Source organism: Nocardia jiangxiensis NBRC 101359, assembly GCF_000308615.1.
In the GTDB taxonomy this organism is placed as follows: domain Bacteria; phylum Actinomycetota; class Actinomycetes; order Mycobacteriales; family Mycobacteriaceae; genus Nocardia; species Nocardia jiangxiensis.
Genome location: NZ_BAGB01000062.1, coordinates 176,560 through 194,248 on the forward strand (window position 1 = coordinate 176,560; position 17,689 = coordinate 194,248).

At 67.6% G+C, this 17,689-nt stretch carries 17 protein-coding genes; 5 read left to right on the forward strand and 12 right to left on the reverse strand.

The features are described from left to right. Positions 1-5: 5 nt before the first annotated feature. The 5 genes from ON40_RS27960 (at position 6) to ON40_RS27975 (ending at position 4,183) form a co-directional block, all read left to right on the forward strand. A complete protein-coding gene (locus ON40_RS27960; RefSeq protein WP_040827725.1) occupies positions 6-674 on the forward strand; it encodes an MspA family porin in 669 nt (222 codons plus the stop codon). Positions 675-693: 19 nt separating this feature from the next. Further along, complete coding sequence (locus ON40_RS27965; protein WP_040827727.1) at positions 694-1,401, forward strand: MspA family porin; 708 nt, start codon at positions 694-696, stop codon at positions 1,399-1,401. A 102-nt stretch (positions 1,402-1,503) separates the two neighbouring features. Next, positions 1,504-2,679, forward strand: a complete 1,176-nt coding sequence (locus ON40_RS27970; RefSeq protein ID WP_063713099.1) for a S1 family peptidase — start codon at positions 1,504-1,506, stop codon at positions 2,677-2,679. A gap of 101 nt (positions 2,680-2,780) precedes the next feature. Beyond that, entirely contained in the window at positions 2,781-2,942 is a 162-nt protein-coding gene (locus ON40_RS50180; RefSeq protein WP_083895979.1) for a gallidermin/nisin family lantibiotic, read from the forward strand. 83 nt (positions 2,943-3,025) lie between these two features. After that, positions 3,026-4,183, forward strand: a complete 1,158-nt coding sequence (locus ON40_RS27975; protein ID WP_040827729.1) for a sensor histidine kinase — start codon at positions 3,026-3,028, stop codon at positions 4,181-4,183. A 21-nt stretch (positions 4,184-4,204) separates the two neighbouring features. Here the strand turns inward: ON40_RS27975 and ON40_RS27980 are convergent, their stop codons facing one another. From ON40_RS27980 to ON40_RS28030, 12 genes are all read right to left on the reverse strand, one after another. Continuing rightward, positions 4,205-5,665: an ABC-2 family transporter permease gene (locus ON40_RS27980; protein WP_157186441.1), complete on the reverse strand. Its 1,461-nt coding sequence runs from the start codon at positions 5,663-5,665 to the stop codon at positions 4,205-4,207. Then, entirely contained in the window at positions 5,662-6,384 is a 723-nt protein-coding gene (locus ON40_RS27985; protein ID WP_174435079.1) for an ABC transporter ATP-binding protein, read from the reverse strand. Before ON40_RS27985 ends, ON40_RS27980 begins: the two co-directional genes overlap by 4 nt. Positions 6,385-6,442: 58 nt before the next feature. Beyond that, positions 6,443-7,096 carry a response regulator gene (locus tag ON40_RS27990; protein ID WP_245568019.1) on the reverse strand — a complete coding sequence of 218 codons (654 nt, stop codon included), beginning with the start codon at positions 7,094-7,096 and terminating at the stop codon, positions 6,443-6,445. A 93-nt stretch (positions 7,097-7,189) separates the two neighbouring features. Then, a complete protein-coding gene (locus ON40_RS27995; protein ID WP_040827737.1) occupies positions 7,190-8,011 on the reverse strand; it encodes an ABC transporter permease in 822 nt (273 codons plus the stop codon). 14 nt (positions 8,012-8,025) lie between these two features. Beyond that, positions 8,026-8,916: an ATP-binding cassette domain-containing protein gene (locus ON40_RS28000; RefSeq protein ID WP_157186442.1), complete on the reverse strand. Its 891-nt coding sequence runs from the start codon at positions 8,914-8,916 to the stop codon at positions 8,026-8,028. Continuing rightward, on the reverse strand, positions 8,913-10,229 hold the full coding sequence (locus ON40_RS28005) for a lanthionine synthetase LanC family protein (protein WP_040827741.1): 1,317 nt from the start codon (positions 10,227-10,229) through the stop codon (positions 8,913-8,915). The genes ON40_RS28000 and ON40_RS28005 overlap by 4 nt, the downstream gene beginning before the upstream one ends. Further along, complete coding sequence (locus ON40_RS28010; protein WP_040827742.1) at positions 10,216-13,158, reverse strand: lantibiotic dehydratase; 2,943 nt, start codon at positions 13,156-13,158, stop codon at positions 10,216-10,218. Before ON40_RS28010 ends, ON40_RS28005 begins: the two co-directional genes overlap by 14 nt. After that, positions 13,148-14,119, reverse strand: a complete 972-nt coding sequence (locus ON40_RS28015) for an LLM class flavin-dependent oxidoreductase (RefSeq protein ID WP_040827744.1) — start codon at positions 14,117-14,119, stop codon at positions 13,148-13,150. The genes ON40_RS28010 and ON40_RS28015 overlap by 11 nt, the downstream gene beginning before the upstream one ends. A 6-nt stretch (positions 14,120-14,125) precedes the next feature. Next, positions 14,126-14,557, reverse strand: a complete 432-nt coding sequence (locus ON40_RS28020; protein WP_157186443.1) for a hypothetical protein — start codon at positions 14,555-14,557, stop codon at positions 14,126-14,128. A gap of 92 nt (positions 14,558-14,649) precedes the next feature. Beyond that, the gene (locus ON40_RS56150) at positions 14,650-14,790 is read right to left on the reverse strand and encodes an FDLD family class I lanthipeptide (protein ID WP_218008879.1); all 141 of its coding nucleotides are present in this window, start codon (positions 14,788-14,790) and stop codon (positions 14,650-14,652) included. Between the two features lie 248 nt (positions 14,791-15,038). Beyond that, the gene (locus tag ON40_RS28025; RefSeq protein WP_040827749.1) at positions 15,039-15,725 is read right to left on the reverse strand and encodes an HAD family hydrolase; all 687 of its coding nucleotides are present in this window, start codon (positions 15,723-15,725) and stop codon (positions 15,039-15,041) included. A gap of 776 nt (positions 15,726-16,501) precedes the next feature. Then, a complete protein-coding gene (locus tag ON40_RS28030; RefSeq protein WP_040827751.1) occupies positions 16,502-16,729 on the reverse strand; it encodes a hypothetical protein in 228 nt (75 codons plus the stop codon). Positions 16,730-17,689: the final 960 nt, after the last annotated feature.

Genomic DNA, 17,689 nt, shown 5'->3' on the forward strand with positions numbered 1-17,689 from the left:
CCACAATGCGCGCAGGTTTCCTGATGTCCGTGGCCGTCGTGTCGGCCGCCCTGTCGATCGGCGTCCCGACCGCCCGTGCCGAGATGCTGCGATTGCCCTCGCACGAACAGAGCGTGACCATGCCCGACGGCTGGAAGCTCACGGTCGGGCACGAGCAGGAGTCGGCGAACCGGGTGGCGCCGCTCAACTCGATCGGAAGCACGCGTGAGGTCTTCGTGACCAATCAGTCTTATGGATTCCTCTCCGGTAAGGGGACGAAGCTGAAGGACGTCGTGCTCGAGACCGGATACCACCTGGGTTGCGCGGTGAATCTCACCTCGGTGACCGCCGGGGTGACGTTCAGCGCGGGCTTCGAGCCCGGCATCACCATCTCGCCCACGACGACCATCGGCACCGCCGCGATCCTCTCGCCCAGCGCCGTGCTGAACCTCGGTCCCTCGGCCAGCATCGGCCCCAGCTTCTCGGTGAACCTCGCGCCCGGACAGGTGGTCGATCTGCCGCTGGGCAAGAAGCACCTCGAAGGCCCCAAGGCGTACGTCACCAACCGGGATGTGCACGTGAAGATCGACGGTTGCGTCGGCCCGGCGGCCATTCGCGCGTACACGGTCGTCGCGGCGGAGTCCTCGGAAGCGAACGACTCGGTGGCCGTCTACGGCGATCCGATCGCGCTGTAGACGACACGGATCGCCGCACATGCGTACAAGACTGACGATCGCGACCGGTGTGGTCGCCTCGATATTTCTTGCTTTCCACCTTCCGCCCGCCGCGGCCGATATCGTGCCCGGCGCCGATGCGCACGAGGTCACGAAGGTCGCGCCGCACGAACGAACCGTTCGCACCGCGGACGGCCGCACACTCGTCATCGGGGCCCGCGCGGAACAGGTGCAACGGCTCACCGTCGGCGTCTCGGCGACGCGTGAGGCCCTGGTCACCGACGAGGCATACGCCTCGCTCTCCCGCCGAGGGCGCGCGCGACTGCGGGACGGCACGATTCACATCGGGTACCAGATCGGCTGCGCGGTCGCCCTCGGCAAGTTGTCGACCACCCTCGGCGGCCTGATCTCGGTCCTGGGTATCAACGGGGCGGGAGCACCGAAGTCCGCGATCACGGTCACACCGCATCCGGACCGGCCCCCGGAGTTCTCTCAGGCCGTGCTGTATCCGGGCATCGCCATCCAGCAGAAGATCTCGCTCGAACTCGACCCGGGAACGGTCATCGACGTCCCGCTCGCGACGGGCCCAGTGCGGAACTACCGCGCCCTGATCGGCGTCCGCAAGACCGATCTCAGGATCGAGGGATGTCTCGGCCCGGCGGCGATCCGCTCCTATGCCACCCTGACCACCACATCGGCCCTGTCGGACGACACGGTCGCGGTGTACGGCGATCCGGTGACCCTCTGAGCGTTCTCACCCCGGTGGGCTCCTCCTGCGGGAGGAGCCCTTCGTCGTATTTCCTCCGCTCGGAGGAAGAGTTGCGGCACAGCACTTTTCGATACTGATGTCATGACGAACGGGCTGGGATGGAACGGTATGCGCAGGAATCGGGCGCGTTGTGGCCTCGCTGCGGGGATCGCGGCCGCGGTCGCGATCCTGCCGTCGGCGGGAGTCGCGCAGGCCATGTCGAACGGGACTCCCGTCACCGACCCGAACACCGCGCAGTGGGTCGCGACCATCGATCCGGTCGGCACGGGTTCGCTGTTCGACACCGCCGAATGTGGTGGGGCGCTGATCGGTCCGGATCGCGTGGTCACCGCCGGACATTGTGTGGCCGACGTCGATCCCAACCGGATGCGGATCCACATCGACGCGCGCGTGCTGTCCAAGGATCCCGGCATCGAGCGTGGCGTGCGGGGAATCGTCGTGGCTCCGGGCTATACGGTCCTGCCGACGCCGATCGATCCCGCTGTGGGCTCCGCCAGCGCACGCAACGACCTGGCGGTGATCCTGCTCGACAAGCCCGTCACGGGGGTGCCCGTGCTGCCGATCGCGCCGAGCCGTCCCGCGCCCGGTACGACGATTTCGCTTTTCGCACACGGCAATACCGGCAAGATCGTCGGTTTCGAGGATCCCGGCTACCGCGACGACATACTGCACCGGGGCGACCTGACGGTGGTGTCGCAGGCCGACTGCGCGGCGGGCACCCCGGCGACGGTCGACGCGAAGTCGGTGATGTGCGCCCAGGACACCGCCACCCGTTCGGTCGCCACCTGCTGGCGTGACAGTGGCAGTCCCGCGGTGACCTATCGGGCGGGCCGCGCAGAGCTGGCGGGGCTGTTCAGCTTCGGCGGTGAGACCCTCGGCAAGCCGTGCAGCCCCACGATCGCGGCGTTCGCCGATGCGACCGCCTTTCAGGACTGGATCCTCGGATCGCCCGGCGCATTCGAACCGTTCCCCACCGGCAAGCCCCTCGTGCGACGCCTGAACGGATCGCTGCACTGCGATCCGCCGCAGTGGGATCCGGTCCGCGGACGCCGGCCCACGAGCACCTCGGTCGGCTGGTCGACGCTCAGCTGGATGGGGACGCTTCCGGTCATGACTCCGATACCGGGAGCCGATTCCGCGGATATCCCGAATGCCGATGTGGCACAGCGCAAGACGGATGTGGTCTGCGTCGTGACGGCCACCAACTTCGGCGGCCGAATCCAAACCTGGTCCGACGCTGTGCATATCGCGGGGTGAGCAACTGCGATTGCGATGTGATCGCGGTGCGAACGAGCGCTGGAAGGCTCGTCGTAGAAGCGAAAAACGGCTTCCGCGAAAACAATTGATGGGAGAAAACAATGTCGGACTTCGATCTCGACTTCCAGGTTCGCTCGATCGGCCTGGACGGCCCGGCCAAGCAGGTCACCAGCGTCTCGCTGTGTACTCCCGGCTGCGTCACCGGCGCGATGCAGACCTGCCCCGTGCAGACCGCGACCTGCGGGTGCCCGATCAGCAAGTGATCTGACCGATGAAGGCGGCCCCCGACAGGTGGGCCGCCTTTATCATTTCCCGCGACAACAACTCGTCATCGGAACGGGGGACGATGGGTGCCGTGTATCGCGCGATCCCTCGCGCAGACATCGTGCTGGGGATCATCGCGCTGTTGTTCGCAGCGGTGTCGTGGCTGCTGGTCACCCTGACGGTGCACGAGCATCCGATCGAGTACGTCAGCCTTGCCGTGTTGGCCACCGGCGTGGCGCTGGCCGTGTTCATCCGGCGCACCCGGCCCGTCCCGGCATTCGTGCTGACCTGTGCACTCTTCGGCGGCATGGCGCTCACGGCGCAGTTGTCGCCCATCTATCTGAGCGTCCCGCCGATACTGATCTTCGCCCCGATCTCGTTGATGGCGGTCACCGAATACGCGCAGTCCTGGTGGTGGGGTCCGGCCGGGCTGATGGTGGGCATCGTGGAGAGTCTCGGCAGTCCGGCCATCAGGACCGAGAACTACAAGTGGTCGATGGCCTACCACATCGTGGTGCTGTCGGCCGCGTTCATCTGGGGCAGCCGCAGACGTGCGGTGCGCACCGCACACGATCGCGAACTCGAAGCGGCCCGGACCGGGGAACGCAATCGCATCGCCGCGGAATTGCACGATGTGCTGGGCCACACCCTTGCCGCGGTGCGGGCACAGGCCAGCATGGGGCTCGTGGTCGCCGAGCGTCGCGGTGAGTCGACCGCCGAGGTGCTGCGCACGGTCGCCGACATCTCCAAGGACGCCCTCGGCGATGTCCGGCATCTGGTCGGCCTGCTGCGGGACGGTCACGACGGGACGGCGTCCGCGGATTCCTTCACCGACCTGCGGGACACCGTGCGCCGGGCCCGCGCCGCGGGGATCACCGTCCGGGACGATCTGCCCTCCGACGAGACGCTCACGGCCTGGCAGCGGGCCTGGCCCGCGGCGACCCGCCTGGCCGTGCTGCGCGTGGTGCGCGAGGCGGTCACCAACGTCATCAAACACGCCGGACCCGCCGCCACCATGACGGTGGCGGTGACGCTGGAATCCGGCGAGTGTGTGGCGATCGTCGAGAACGTCGGCGTCGTCCCGCACAACCTGAACGCGGGCCGCGGCCTGGCCGGGCTGCGCGAGCGGATGGCCTCGATCGGCGGCACGCTGGACGTGGCCGCCACCGGGTCCGGGGTACGCCTGGCCGCGCGGCTGCCGGTCGGCGCCCGGGACGCCGAACCGGCCGAGCACTGGTGACTCCGAACACCTTGTCGCACTTCACATCCCGGCGACCTGCCGGGCGAATGCCCGATTGGCCAGCAGTGCGCAGGCGACCGCGACCACGGCGGCGATCGGAATGGTGACGATCGCCCGAGCCGGGGTCAGCAGGACCGCCCACGCCCACGGGACGACCGGTCCGAGCTGCCCGGCCAGGCCGCTGCCGCCGACCAACGCTCCGAACACCGTTCCCACGACGCCCACCAGCAGTCCGGCCGATCGTCCGGCCGCCGCGGTGACGGCCGCGCCCAGCATCACCAGCATCGCCCCGATCACCGCCGAGACGAAGGTGCACTGCACTGCGAGTCCGAGACGCTGACCCCCGAGGATCGCACCCGCTCCGACGACGACGCAGACGACCGATTCGGTGGCCAGCAGGATCACCGTCAACCGGACCACCAGCTTGCGCGGATCGTAGGTCCGGACGGCAAGGGCACGGAACCCGTTGCGCAGGCGCGGAATCCAGATCGCCGGCAGGACCGCACAGCCCATCGGCAGCACCAGCAGCGCGAAGAATTCGTATGCCACCCCGGGCTGGTACCGCTGCTGCGTCACGATGATCACCGCGAGGGCGCCCACCACCAGCGCGCCCACCCAGGAACTGCGCAGAATCAACGTCAGCGCACGAATCGGACTGTTGTGCAGGCGATCTCGGCCACCGCGGCCGGACCGCGCGAGCCGTCCGGGCAGCCGATACCGCACCGATTCGACCGCGCCGCGCACGCCGGGCGCGAGCAGCAGCACCGGCACCGCGACGAGCACACCGAGCAGCACCGCCACCCAGCCGTGGGCTATCCGGTCGGCGCCCAGGCCGACGCCGTTCGCATGCGTGCCGATGAGCGGTAGGGCCGGGCGCACGATCCACGCCGGCGGGACCAGACACCAGCTCGGCGACTCGGCATACAGCGTGCCCAGCGCGCTGAAAACCAGCCCTGCCGCAACACATCCCGCCATACCGGCGATCTCGCCCACAACGGTCAGCACCGCGCAGTAACCGAGGTAGGGCACCCACAGCACGACCAGCAGCCGCGCACCGTCCAGGACCGCCGTCCCCGCGCCGACCTGGGCCGCCGCGACGCCCGCCACACAGGTCGCGACGAGCACCGCGGCGTGTGCGAGCAGGCACCACGTCGCGGTCACCGTCAGTCGTGCGTTGCGCAACGTCGCGGGCGGCACGGCACGGAAATCGATGCCGCCGGACCGGGCTCGACGGTCCAGCGCGGCCATCGTGCCGGTCTGCACGGCCACGAACAGCGGCCCCACCGCGACCACCCACATGTTCAGATGGGTGAGTGAATCTGCCCAGGTCGTCGTGCCGGTGGCCATTTGCAGGCCGACGGCCAGCGCCACGTAGACCACCGCGGCCACCGGCAGCGCGAGCAGCGGTGCGCGACACCAGATTCGGGCCTGCGACCGCAGCGTCTCGGAGAATCCGGGAACCAGGACACCCATCGGATTCATGCCCGCACCCCGCACAGCTCGAAGTAGGAATTCTCGATATTCCCGGTGGGCGCGAATTCGGCCAGCGTACCCTGAAAGACGGTGCGCCCGGCCACGATACAGCCGATGTGGTCGGCTGTCGCCGCAACCTCCGAGAGCACGTGGCTGCTGAACAACACCGTGCGGCCCTGGGCTGCGATGGACCGCATCAGCTCGCGCATCTGCCGGATGCCGGCGGGGTCCAGGCCGTTCTGCGGTTCGTCGAGCACCACCAGGGGCGGATCGCCCAGCAGTGCGATCGCGGTCGCCAGCCGGGTCTTCATACCGGTGGAATACCCTCCGGCCCGGCGGTCCGCGACCGTGGTGAGATCCACCAGCGCCAGAGCGCGATCGATCTCCCGATCACCGACGCCGACCAGATGGGCGTGCACCCGCAGATTCCCGCGAGCCGACAGATGCCCGTAGAAGCTGGGTCCGTTCACCGAGGCGCCGATTCCGGCCAGGGCCTGGCGGCTCCACTCCCGGCCGAACAACCGCAGCGTCCCGCCGTCGGGTCGCAGCAACCCCAGCAGGATGGACAGCGTCGTGGACTTTCCCGCCCCGTTCGGCCCCAGCAGTCCGTACACGGTCCCGGGTGCGACCGACAGGGTGATATCGCTCAGGGCCTGTGTCCGACCGAATTTCTTGCGTATCTGCTGCATATCGACTATCACCCGAAAAGTGTCGGCGCACAGGGACATTCGCCGCTTCCTCCGGCGGGACGAATCCGCCGGCGGGCTCCTCCCACGGGATGAGCCCTCAGCGCACCAGCCCCGCCGCGTGCGCGAGCACCACCAGCGCGACCCGATCCCGGCATCCGAGCTTGGTGAGCAGATTACGCACATGCGTCTTGACCGTCGTCTCCGCGATGCAGAGCTGATCGGCGATCTCGGAGTTCGTGTGCCCGGTACCGATCAGGCCGAGCACGTCGAGCTCACGGGGGCTCAGCCGGACCAGGGCCTGATGCGTCCCGGTGTCCGGTCCCGCGGGCGGCTGTTCGGGCGCGGTCCGGCCGCGCCGGTACGCGTCGAACAGGTGGGTGGTGGCCGTCGGGGAGATCACCGCACCGCCCGCGTGCACCGCGCGAATCGCCGCGAGCAGTTCGGCCGGTTCGCAATCCTTGAGCAGGAATCCGGCAGCGCCCGCAGCGACCGCGTCCACCACGTAGGCATCGACGTTGAACGTGGTCAGCACGATCACCCGCGGGCGCGGCCCCGCGCGGGTGATCTCCCGGGTCGCGGTGACGCCGTCCATCTCCGGCATGCGGATGTCCAGCAGCAGGACGTCGACCGGTTCGGTGCGGCACAGCCGCACCGCGTCGCGCCCGGTCCGCCCGCCGGGCAGGACGCGGAAATCCGGCTCGTCCGCCAGCAGCATCTCGAAGGCCGAGGCCACCAGGGGTTGATCGTCCACGACGGCGACGTTGATCGGACCCACTCCGCCCCCTGTACGGCTCGTCCGGACGTCCCGTCCGGTGACCAGCAGTGCTCGACCGAAAGGATAGCGTCAGTACTGCCCGAGCGAGCCCCGTCGCCGGCTCGTGCGCAGACCCCAGCGCAGCAGCAACGCCCCGGCGGGCACGCTCAGACATGCCCACAGCGCCAATGGCACTGCCGCGGTGAGGATGCTGCGGATGCTCGCCCCGCCGAGCAGTGCGGCCCGAAGCAGATCCAGGGCCGTCGTGGTGGGCAGGAAATGAGCCACCGCACGCATCCAGCCGGGTAGCGCGTCCACCGGGTAGAGCACCCCGGACAGCAGCGTCATCGTCGTCACCACGAACCAGGTCACCGGATCACCGCGCTTGGTGACCAGGACGGTTCCGCAACCGGCCATCCCGAATCCACCGAGCGCGACCAAGGTCAGCAGCAGGCTCACGATCACCGCACCGACGTTCACATCGAGACGAAATCCCAGGAGCACCTCGAAGAAGCCCATCATCACGGCCGATCCGATGGTGGTGGCCAGGCAGCCGGTGACGGCGGAGAAGATCATCATCCGGGTGATTCCCGGCGGCGAATCCGCCACCGATTCCAGAGTTCCGGTCATCTGCTCCTCCTGCACGTATCGGCTGAAGCCGTGCAGGGCGACCGCGACGAATCCGGTGAACACGGTGCCGGACAGGAAGTACGAGACGATATTCCCGCCGTATCGGGTTATCTCCGGAAAAGTGTTGCCGTGCTGTAGGAACGTGCCCATGAAGGCGAACTGCGCCAGCCCGACGACACTGGTCACCGCGCCGAGCACCATGGCCGTGCGATAGGTGCGCCGTTCCCAGTACAGCCGGAGCAGATAGACGCCGTATTGCCGAAACCAGTTGTGCTGATTCATATTCCCGCCCCGACCTATCGCAACCACGGTGTATCGACCACCTGTTCCACCGCCATGCCGGTCGCTTCCACGAGACCGACCACCTCGGACATCTTCATCTCCGTCGGCACCTCGATCGCGAGTTTTCGCCCGTCGACGGCAGTGGCGAAGCGAGCCGACAGTATGGTCGGGTCGAAGTGCAGCTTGCGCGATCCGACGACCGTCACGGTGCGCACCGGTTTGCGCTCCGCTCCGTCCGTGATCCCCGGAGCCGTGATCTCGGCGACGCCGTCGGCGAGGGTGACCACCTTGTTGACCACGCCGCGCACATCGGCCATCTCGTGCGTGGTGAACACGGTGGTGAGCCCGTCCAGGCGACGCTGCTCGACGGCGTCCACGACGACGGCCGTTCCCTCGTCGTCCAGATTGGCGAACGGCTCGTCCAGCACGACCACCGGGGGACCTCCGATCAACGCCCGGGCCAGGCCGAGTCGTTTGCGTTGTCCCAGCGACAGTTCCATGAATTTCGCCCGGGTGTGAGCGGTCAACCCGACTCGTTCGATCAGACTCGCGCGTTCACGGGAGGCGTTGGCGCCGAACCGATTCCGCAGCGACTGGAAGTAGCGCAGATTCTGGTCCACGGTCAGCCGGTAGTAGAAAGCGCGCTCGGAATACATACTGACCCCGATCAATTCGGCGATCTGCCGCCGATGCCGCTCGGTGGTGAAATCCGCGACTCGCACACTTCCGGCGGCGGGCAGGATATTTCCGGTGATCAGGCGCAGCAGTGTCGTCTTCCCGGAACCGTTGCGGCCCAGCACCGATACGCAGTCCCCCGCCTCGAAACTCGAGGACACGTCCCGCAGGACCCGGACGCCGCCCGCGAACACCACATCGGCGCCGCGGATCTCGACCAGTGGGCTCATGACGGCCACCGCCCGGTGAACATGCGCACCACGTGCAACGCGTCGGGCGCGGCCGCCAGCGATACCAGTGCCACGGCCGCACCGCCGGACCCGTCCAGCAGACCGGGCGAATCCAAAGTCGGACAGCTGGATTGGATGTTGTCGAAACCGAACACCCGCTCGGGATTGCGTTGCGCGAGCAGTTCGGCGACGTTGTCCGGGACCGAATCCGCACCGAGCATCGCCCGCTCCAGCACCAGTTTCCCGGCCGTGCCGTGACACAGGGTCGGATTGTCCAGGCCCATATCGTCCGCGGTCCGGCCGGAGGTGTCCAGCAGACGGGTCAGCACGTCGGGGTGGCGGGCCGCGAGGTGACGGCTGTTGTGGAACGGCAGCGCGGCGCCGAGATTGCCGTAGCACCAGGCGTATCGGGTACGCGCAGTGCCGGATTCGCGCTCACCCTCCCGAAAACGGTGCAGCGGCACGTTCGCCGGGACGTCCAGCCCCGACCGCGTCGTGGACACCTCGACCAGCAGATCCACGAGGCGATCGGTGGCCTCGACGACGATGTCACCGCCGATTCCACGGTCGCATGCCTGCCCCAGCAGATTGAGCACGCCGGCGATGCCGTGCGCGAACCCGCAGTTCAAGTACCCGGCCCACAATTCGGGCCGCAACCGCCCCTCCAGTTCGCCGACCTTCTCCGGCGGGGTCCACAGTCCGCCCGGGAAATCCACCAGCGACAGAGCCGCCAGAGTGCCGATCGCCCGCACGGCCGACTCACCCAGCTCGGTTTCCCTTGCGGCCGTGGTCATCACGTACGTCACGGCACCGCACAGCCCGACGATCACGTCGTAGAAATCGGTCGACACACCCGCATGCGGATCGACGCGTTGGAGCTCGCGCCGCAGTCGCGTCGCCAGCATCGCCTCGACGTCGACGATCGCGCGAGCATAGCGCTCCCCCTCGCGGGACAACGCGCGCAGGCAGAAGGCCAGAGCGCTTGTGCCCGAGAACAATCCGACCCCGGCCATCGGGGTGTCCGGAAAGCTCTCCGCCGCGGCGCGCACGTGATCCATGGCGCTGCGATCCCAGCCGCCGTCTGGATCCAGCTGATCGGCGGCCGAATACACCAGGGCCATACCGAGATCGCCGTGCCCGATGCCGAGGGGCTGCCAGGTGATGTCGAGTTCGGGATCGAATCCGTAGGGGAACGACATGGTCCTGGCTCGCTCGGCTTCGGCCCGGAACAGCTCGAGCAGTTCCCAGCCCTGCTCCACCGCGAGCCGTTCGGCCGGGCCGTCCGCCCTCGTCGCCGATCTATCGCCCGGCATCGTTACGCCATCCCTTCGTCGTGATTTCGTTGTTGATCAGCCACATCGCCGCGAACTCCTCGGCACGCGTCAGGCCGAGCCGGTTGCACATCAGATGACCGGCGCTCTGCACGATCTCCGGTGTGCGGACCGCACCGACCGGCGGCGCGGCCCAGAATTCGCGCACCGTGGATTCCATCCGCGCACTCGCCGCATCGCGGGCGACAGTTCGCCCGCGCAGATCCTTCTTGATGCGATGGGCTGCCTCGGCGAGTTCGTCGAGATATCCGTTGACCGCGAGATCGACTGTGGTGCGGAGCATCTCCTCCTCTCGCGCGATACCGTTCAGCCAGCCGGACAGGACCCCGGCCGCCCGCTCGATGCCGTCGCGGACCCCCACTCGCTCGCCGGATGACGGCTCACCCATGACCGGCAGCATCGGCAGGATCACGCCGGTCTCGCGGCAGAACAACTGCTCGTAGCTCGGCAGGCTGGCGACGCCGCCGTATCGTTCCAGTTCACGGTGGTGGATCGGCAGACAGAACTCGCCGATCGCGCCCGAGAGCCGGGCCTCGGTCAACCATTCGAGCGCGCGATCCAGCTCGGACAGTGGCCGATGTATCCGCAACCGGAGTTGTCCGGCGGCGTTCTCCCGATACCTGACGAAGTACCACTGCCCGTCCAGTTCGGGAACCGCCGCGCGGAAGTCCGCGAGGACCCGATCGTTCAGCGTGGGTGCCACCCGGACGGTGACATAGCTCCATTCGCCGCCCGGGGCGAGCAGGCGCTCGGCGTCGGACCGAGTGTCGAATATCGGATACTGCACGGCTCGTTGCGATTTCATGGCCTTCGTCGGGCTAGGCACAGTGACGACAACCTCCGTTGCGTGCCGCCGCCGCGCGTCGTCACGGACCACGCCCAGGCCGTCCGGATCGGGTGCATCGTGAATCCAGCGGTGCCCCTTGGCAATCTCCTCCACGAGCAGATCCAGGTGCAACGCGTGGCGGGTGTCCAGATGCAGCCGGTTGTCCATCTCGCCGACCAGGACATACCGACCCACACCGGATTCCGACAACCAGGCTGCCACCGAATCCGTCTCGGCACGAACCGATTCCGGGCACCGCCAGCGACGTTCGGCGATGACGACGCCGCCGTAACGAACCTCGGGAAAGTAGTGCAGGGAGTCCTCCAGATCCCCCCACCCCCAGTACGGCCGGACGATGCCGTCGTTGGAGATGTCCCGCAGCAGGCGGACCACCTTGGCGCTGGTCTCCACCGCCACCATGTTCAGCTGCTGGCAGCGCAGCGGGGTGCCGTCCGCGAGGAACAGCCGGACCCGATCACCGACCAGCCCGAGGTGCACGTCCGCCAGACGAAGCGTATTGCCCACGCTCCCAGTGGGATCGGAATTCACCACCAGGGTCGTGGGGAAGAATCGTCCGGTGGCGGCGACCTCGTTCACGCCGTCTCGACTGCACGCGTAATCGATGTCCGCCACGACTCCGGACCCGCCCTCCGCCCACCATCGACTCTCCCAGGCGGCACACCGCCGGGCGTGCACGTCCGCCACGGCGATTCCGGGAGTGAACCGGCCGACGGCGGTTCCGCCGGGGAAATTCGCCCCGACCACGGTCGAGGTCGGTCCGGCCGAATCCCGGTGCAGTCGAAGGAAGATGTCGTATCCGGAGGCGAGCCGGTCGGGTTCGGGCAGCTCACGCAGATCGTCGTCGGTGATGACGACGGTATCGGCGCCGGCGCGTCGCGCCCGGTCCAACAGGCGGCCGCGCAGCTCGCGCTGTGTGCGCTCGTCGGGGCTCGGGATGCGCCGAGGCACACTGCCGGGATCGTCGTAGGCGCGCGGGAATCCGATCCCGAGTTCCTCGTCCACGACCCGCATGAGGGGTACCAGGGTGTAGCCGTATCGTTCCTGGAACTCTTCGCAGAACTCGTTCAGCGTGATGTCCCGGCTGCCGAACAGCGCGGTCCGGGCGAGGACGCGCGCGGCTTTCGCGGCGTCCTCGGCGCACCGGGCCGGAATCTCGCCCTGCACGGCAAGTTCCACGTCCACCCGCAGATCCTGCTGAACATCGCCCTCGGATCGGCACAGGTCGAGCAAAGTGCGCAGCGCATCGGTGTCCTGTGCCGGCGTGACGCTCGCGTAGCGGCCGATGGCCTCGCGGATCTCGGTCACCCGCGCACTGCCGGGGAGACGGTCCAGGACGTCGACATCGAAGAACGAGGCGTCCGCGGTGCTGAGCAGAACCTCGGCATCGATCAGTTGGGTGACCAGCTTTTCCACGGTTGCGCGCGGAACGTCCGGATACCGCGTCGCGATCCGATCCTCGACGTCGCGGCGCGGGCGCGGCGTCCCGGCGAACTGCCGGGCCAGGGTGACCGGTCCGGTCGCGCGCACCGAGGCGACATCGTGGGCCGACACACTGCCGCGCATCACCGCGACGACATAGCGGCCACCACGTTCCAGCACAGCGGGATTGGCGACGAGGCCGGCCGAGGGACCGCCGCGAACGCTCTCGGCCAGACGTCGTCCCAGCGCCCTGGACGCGAAGACCAACCGGCGGTGTTCGGTCGCGAGGACCGGCTCCCGGTCTCCCAGCGGCAACATCGTCATACCGGCGAATGTGCCGAAGGGAGTGCAGCGCGAGCTCAGGCGCAGCGCATATTTGAGCAGTCCCTTGTGAATTCGCCGACGCTTCTTCAGCGCAGTTCCCGACTCCCCCGAGTCGAGGACCCGCACGGTCTGGGCCGCGAGTACCGGACTGGCCAGCAGAACCGCCTCGCGCAACGTCGCATCCGACCACAATTCCCCGATCGCCTTCGTATCTCCCCATTCCGCGGGGAAATCCGGATATCGGTCCACCGCGCCGATCGAGCACCGCAGCGCGGCGAGTTCGCCCAGCGATTCCGGCACGGGTCGTTCATCAGCCGACATCGGCAATACTCCACTCCGACAGGATTTCTCGTACATCGTCCAGTGCCTCGTCGACACCGTGACAGGCCGCCACCGCCGCGATGTGCAGGGCGATTTCATCGATTCCGCACCGGGCGTACGCGCGCATTCGCTCGGCGATCTCCGTCGCCGAGCCGTAGACGAAGAGCCCGGAACTCAGCGCGGCCTCAGCGGTTGCCGAGTCATTTCCCGGTTCCACCGCGGCACCGCAGCGCCGAGCGGTCGCCGCGTAATGTGCCAGCGCCAGGTGACCGCCGATTCCGAGATGCGCGAGCCGCCGGGCATCACGGCCGCGCCGCGCCACCGCGACATGCACGGCGGCGACCAGATGCGGTCGGGGCCGCGTCGCCCGCGCCGCGGACGACTCCATCGGCGGAATCAGTTGGTCGCGAAGGTATTCGGGCGTGCCGAGCCAGCTCATCGCCACATCGGCAGACGATCCGGCAACTTCCGCCATCGCCGGACGCAGGACTCCCACACCGATTCGAACCTCCGGCGTCGGAATGACGTACAGCAGAGGCGATTCGGTGTCGCGAGCGTGATCGCCCGGCACGGCTGCCACCAGCGTCGACCGCATATCGTCCAGGTAGCGCCGGGTACTCGCGACGGGCGCGTGGTCGGGCGAGCCACGCAACAGAGATTGCACGTTCCGGCTCCCCGGCCCGACGCAGTACATCACCGGCTGCCCGCTGATCACCGCCAGCGAGCGGGCCTCCAACGCCGCCCGCACCGGATGCTGCAATGTCGTGAGCATGACACCGGTTCCCAGCGCGGGCCGGATCCCGCGCCCGGCCAGATGAGAGAACGTCGTCGCGGTGTCCACACCATAGGACTGGCCCTGCCAGAGCCGTTCCAGCAGAGGGGATTCCGACACCAGCCGGGCCGGCTGTTCGGCCTGCTCCGGAACCGCGGGCGCGTTCGGAAGTACCAGAGATAAGCGCATCGGCGGCTACCGCCCCGACCGCAGTTCGACCGCGTCGAGCTTGGTCGCCGCGAACTCGATGAACGCCCGGTCGCCGGTCGCCAGCACCGCCCGGGTCAGGCGGGTGTCGATCAGCTCGCGGGTCTCGATCGCCAACGGCGATCGGCTGTTCGCCAGACACGGGCCGCTGTAGAGCCACAGTGCGGTGCGGACGTCACCGGACCGCAGTGCGTCGAGTAATTCGACCGCATCGATGACCACCGGCGTGAGCATCCGATAACTCGCGCGCATCGGAATGAATTCGGTGGCTATTCCCAATTTCCGTGCGCGATAGGCCAGGGTCGGAATGGCCGACTTCGACGCACAGTCCGCGAACAGATCACGCAGCAGCGACGACTGCCTGCGCTCACCACCGGCCAGCGCGATGGCGAGCACGAATTCGAGTGTTCTGGTCGACACGGATCGATGTCCGTTGACCGATTGATTGCCGAGCACCGTGATGTTGCAGCGTCCGACAGCTCCGGGAGCTCGCACCCGAAAATCCGAGGTCGTCATCTCCGCTGCTCACACGGCAGACAGCTCGGCCCGTTCGGGCAGGACACCGCCGAGCACATCGCGAATGTGCTGTAATTCGTGGACATGCAATTCCCGCTGGATTGCACAACGACATCGAGATCGAATTCGGTCGCCATATTTCCCTCCGGTGCGCCGACTCGAATTTTTCATTGTCGGCGTCTCACGCACGTAATCTCACACGGCGATCACCGCACCGGCAATCGAATGGCCCGGCTTCCGGTATGAACACGCAGGTCGGAACCGGTCGCCGGACGTCCGTTCCGGACGTCCCGCAATTCGCGCCGCTCGGCGCCCGCCGCCCGAGATGTCCGAACCGTACGACTATTCGGCCCGGCCGAGCTGGACGGTGGCGACCGGCGGGCGGTCATTCCAGCAAGATTCCGGATCGTCGGTGTGCAAGTAGTAGCTCGGCCATGTCGTGGATCACTGCCGCAGGTCGATGCCGAGCAAGATGGTCGGCCTTGCCGGGCTTGTTCGCGAAGGCCACCACCGGGACGCGGGACGCGTGTGCGGCCTCCAGGTCGGTGATCGAATCCCCTACGAACACACAGTCGCCGGGGTGTCCGGCGAGTCGGCCGGCGGCCTCCTCCAGCAGGAACGGCGCGGGCTTCAGCTTCATGAGGTTGACGGCAGTCCTGCCGAAGATGCCGCTGACGAACGATCGCAGACCGTGCTGAGTGAGATAGGCATCGATGGCGGCGGGAGAGTTGTTGCCGACGACCGCGACCATCCGGGAATTCGTTGCAGCAGAACGGATCACCTCGTCAGCACTCGGAGTAGGCTCCGCTCCCTGGACCGCGGCCAGCTCGAATTCGGTGAAGCGCCGTTCCAGGCCCGCCATCACCGAATCGCCGTAAACTGTTGCCGCATACCGGAGTACAGCGAACGGATCGTTCGCATCACGCAGCTCACCCGGCAGCGGTTCGGGCAGCTCTGCACCGAGCTCGGCGACGGCGGCACGGTCTGTCGGATCCGAGAACAGTGAGCAGACCGGACCGTCGAAATCGAGCAACAGACACGTGGCCTGAACGATGGCACGTACAGCAGTCATGGCGGCCCTCCTGTCGGCTCCCCGATTGTGACAGAGCGGCATCACACGAACCCGCGCCCGCCGCGAACCGCTGGTTGCCGCCGCGGCAGGTATCGACGGATGCCGATCAGTCGTACTTCCGGCGGCCTGCGGACCAGCTCCGGACCGGCCGAAACCGGTCGCGAGGAGTCCGATAACCCCGATCTACCTGCGGTGTCGCCGTGCCCCCGGTCGGGCTCGAACCGACACTGGGCGGATTTTAAGATTGTCGTTCTCGATGTTTGCTGTCGTTGGTGGTCGTTGGTGCCGGATAGTAACGGGCTGCTGACCTGGTAAGACAGTCGTTGGGATCGTTGGTCGGAATCGGCCCGGTTGCATATCGCTGCGGACGAACTGCGGACTGCCGCGGATAGGTTGTCTATCCGCCCCCGACTGCTCTTCCCCCATCATCCTCATACTTGCCGCTCTCAGTGGAAGTCGAGCGGGTCAAGGATTCCGTAGGAACCGCGTAGCGGACACCGGCAGGTGGTCCTTGATGCGTTCGGCTGGAGCGAGACAATCAGGCAATGAGGAGGGTGGGGGATTACTTGCGTTACCACTCTGACCGGGCGAATGTCCGGTTTCGCACACGAATTTGAGGCGTTCGGGTGCCTCGCTGCCCGATCCGGGGAAAGGATGCCGGATCGGGCAGCGGGCTGTCCCGGGACCTCCGGGGCTGGAGTCGGCGTCGTTGGCGACTCGCTACCCAGCGTCGTTGCTGGGTGCCCGGAGGAGGGGGCCGAAGCCCCCTGGGGGATTTAGGTTCCGTCGACGCCGCAGCCGTCGCAGAGCAGCAGGGTGCCGTTGAGATGCCAGGTGCCCTCGGTGACGGTGCAGTCGGCGGGCTGGTAGGGCCATTCCACGCCGGGGAGGTGGGCCAGGCCGTACTCGGGGACGTCGTCGTAGGCGTCGTCGGGGCTGGTGGTGAGCGTCCAGTGGCCGCCGAGGGGGCTGAGGTCGGGGAGTTCGTTGATCTGGTAGCTCATGGTGAGGGTCCTTTCCTGATCCGGGTAGATCGATCTGAGCTCTGCTCGGACCGCGCGGCTGGGGTGTGGAAAAGGGTTGGCGAATGCCAATCACGTAGTGACGCGAAGCGCCCTTTGGAGGGCCCCAGTTGTGTGGTACGCCCTCGGGCAGATCGTTCTGCTCGGGTCAGGGAAGGTGCCCGGTAGCGACTGACCTGATCAACGGACTCCCTGACCGGACCGTGACCGCGGCTGGATCGTCACCACCAGCCCCGACGATGCCGGGCGGGACTGTCGAGCTGGCCTGGTCCACCTCCCCGGCGTGGAATGGCCCGGCGGTGACGGACCTGATCACCGAGGGCATCTGGGACCGGGCGGCACCCTGCTGCTCTGCGACGGCTGTGGCGTCGATGGGACCGGGCGCAACCAGGGGGATTCGGGGTTCTGCGGCGTAACCACAGCCAGTCGGCCGAGCTGGATGCCGGCCGATTCGGGATCAACCGCGGGAGGTCAGTCGGGTACGGCTCATGTCGTGCCCACACTGCTCGGTCGTTGAATTACGTGGTCCGACAGGAACAGTCAGCGTGCTACCACGTCGCCAAAGCGGAGCCGTTGTGCCAGGACCCAGCCGCCAGCACCCTCCCCTCCCCTCTCCACTCCCCCGCAACCCTTCCTGCTCCCTAGCCTGTGACGGGTTTCGTATCGGGGTCATCGCCATTCGTCTCGGTGCGGCTCGTCCGATCTCGTGTCACGCACAGCATCAGCACATCACTGTGTCTCCATCGCCCATTTCCGGCTGGGCTGATTCGTGCTGGATGGGCTATCAGGACCATTTGGGTCGGCCCCCTCCTCTCTGGAGCGGGGCCGACGCGCCCGACGCACCCGCGCAGCGAGGTACGAGCGGAGCGGTGGTGCGGCGCCGCGTGGCGGCGCTGCGGCGGCGCGCAGCGCCGCCCCTTGATCCCATATAGCCAAATTCGG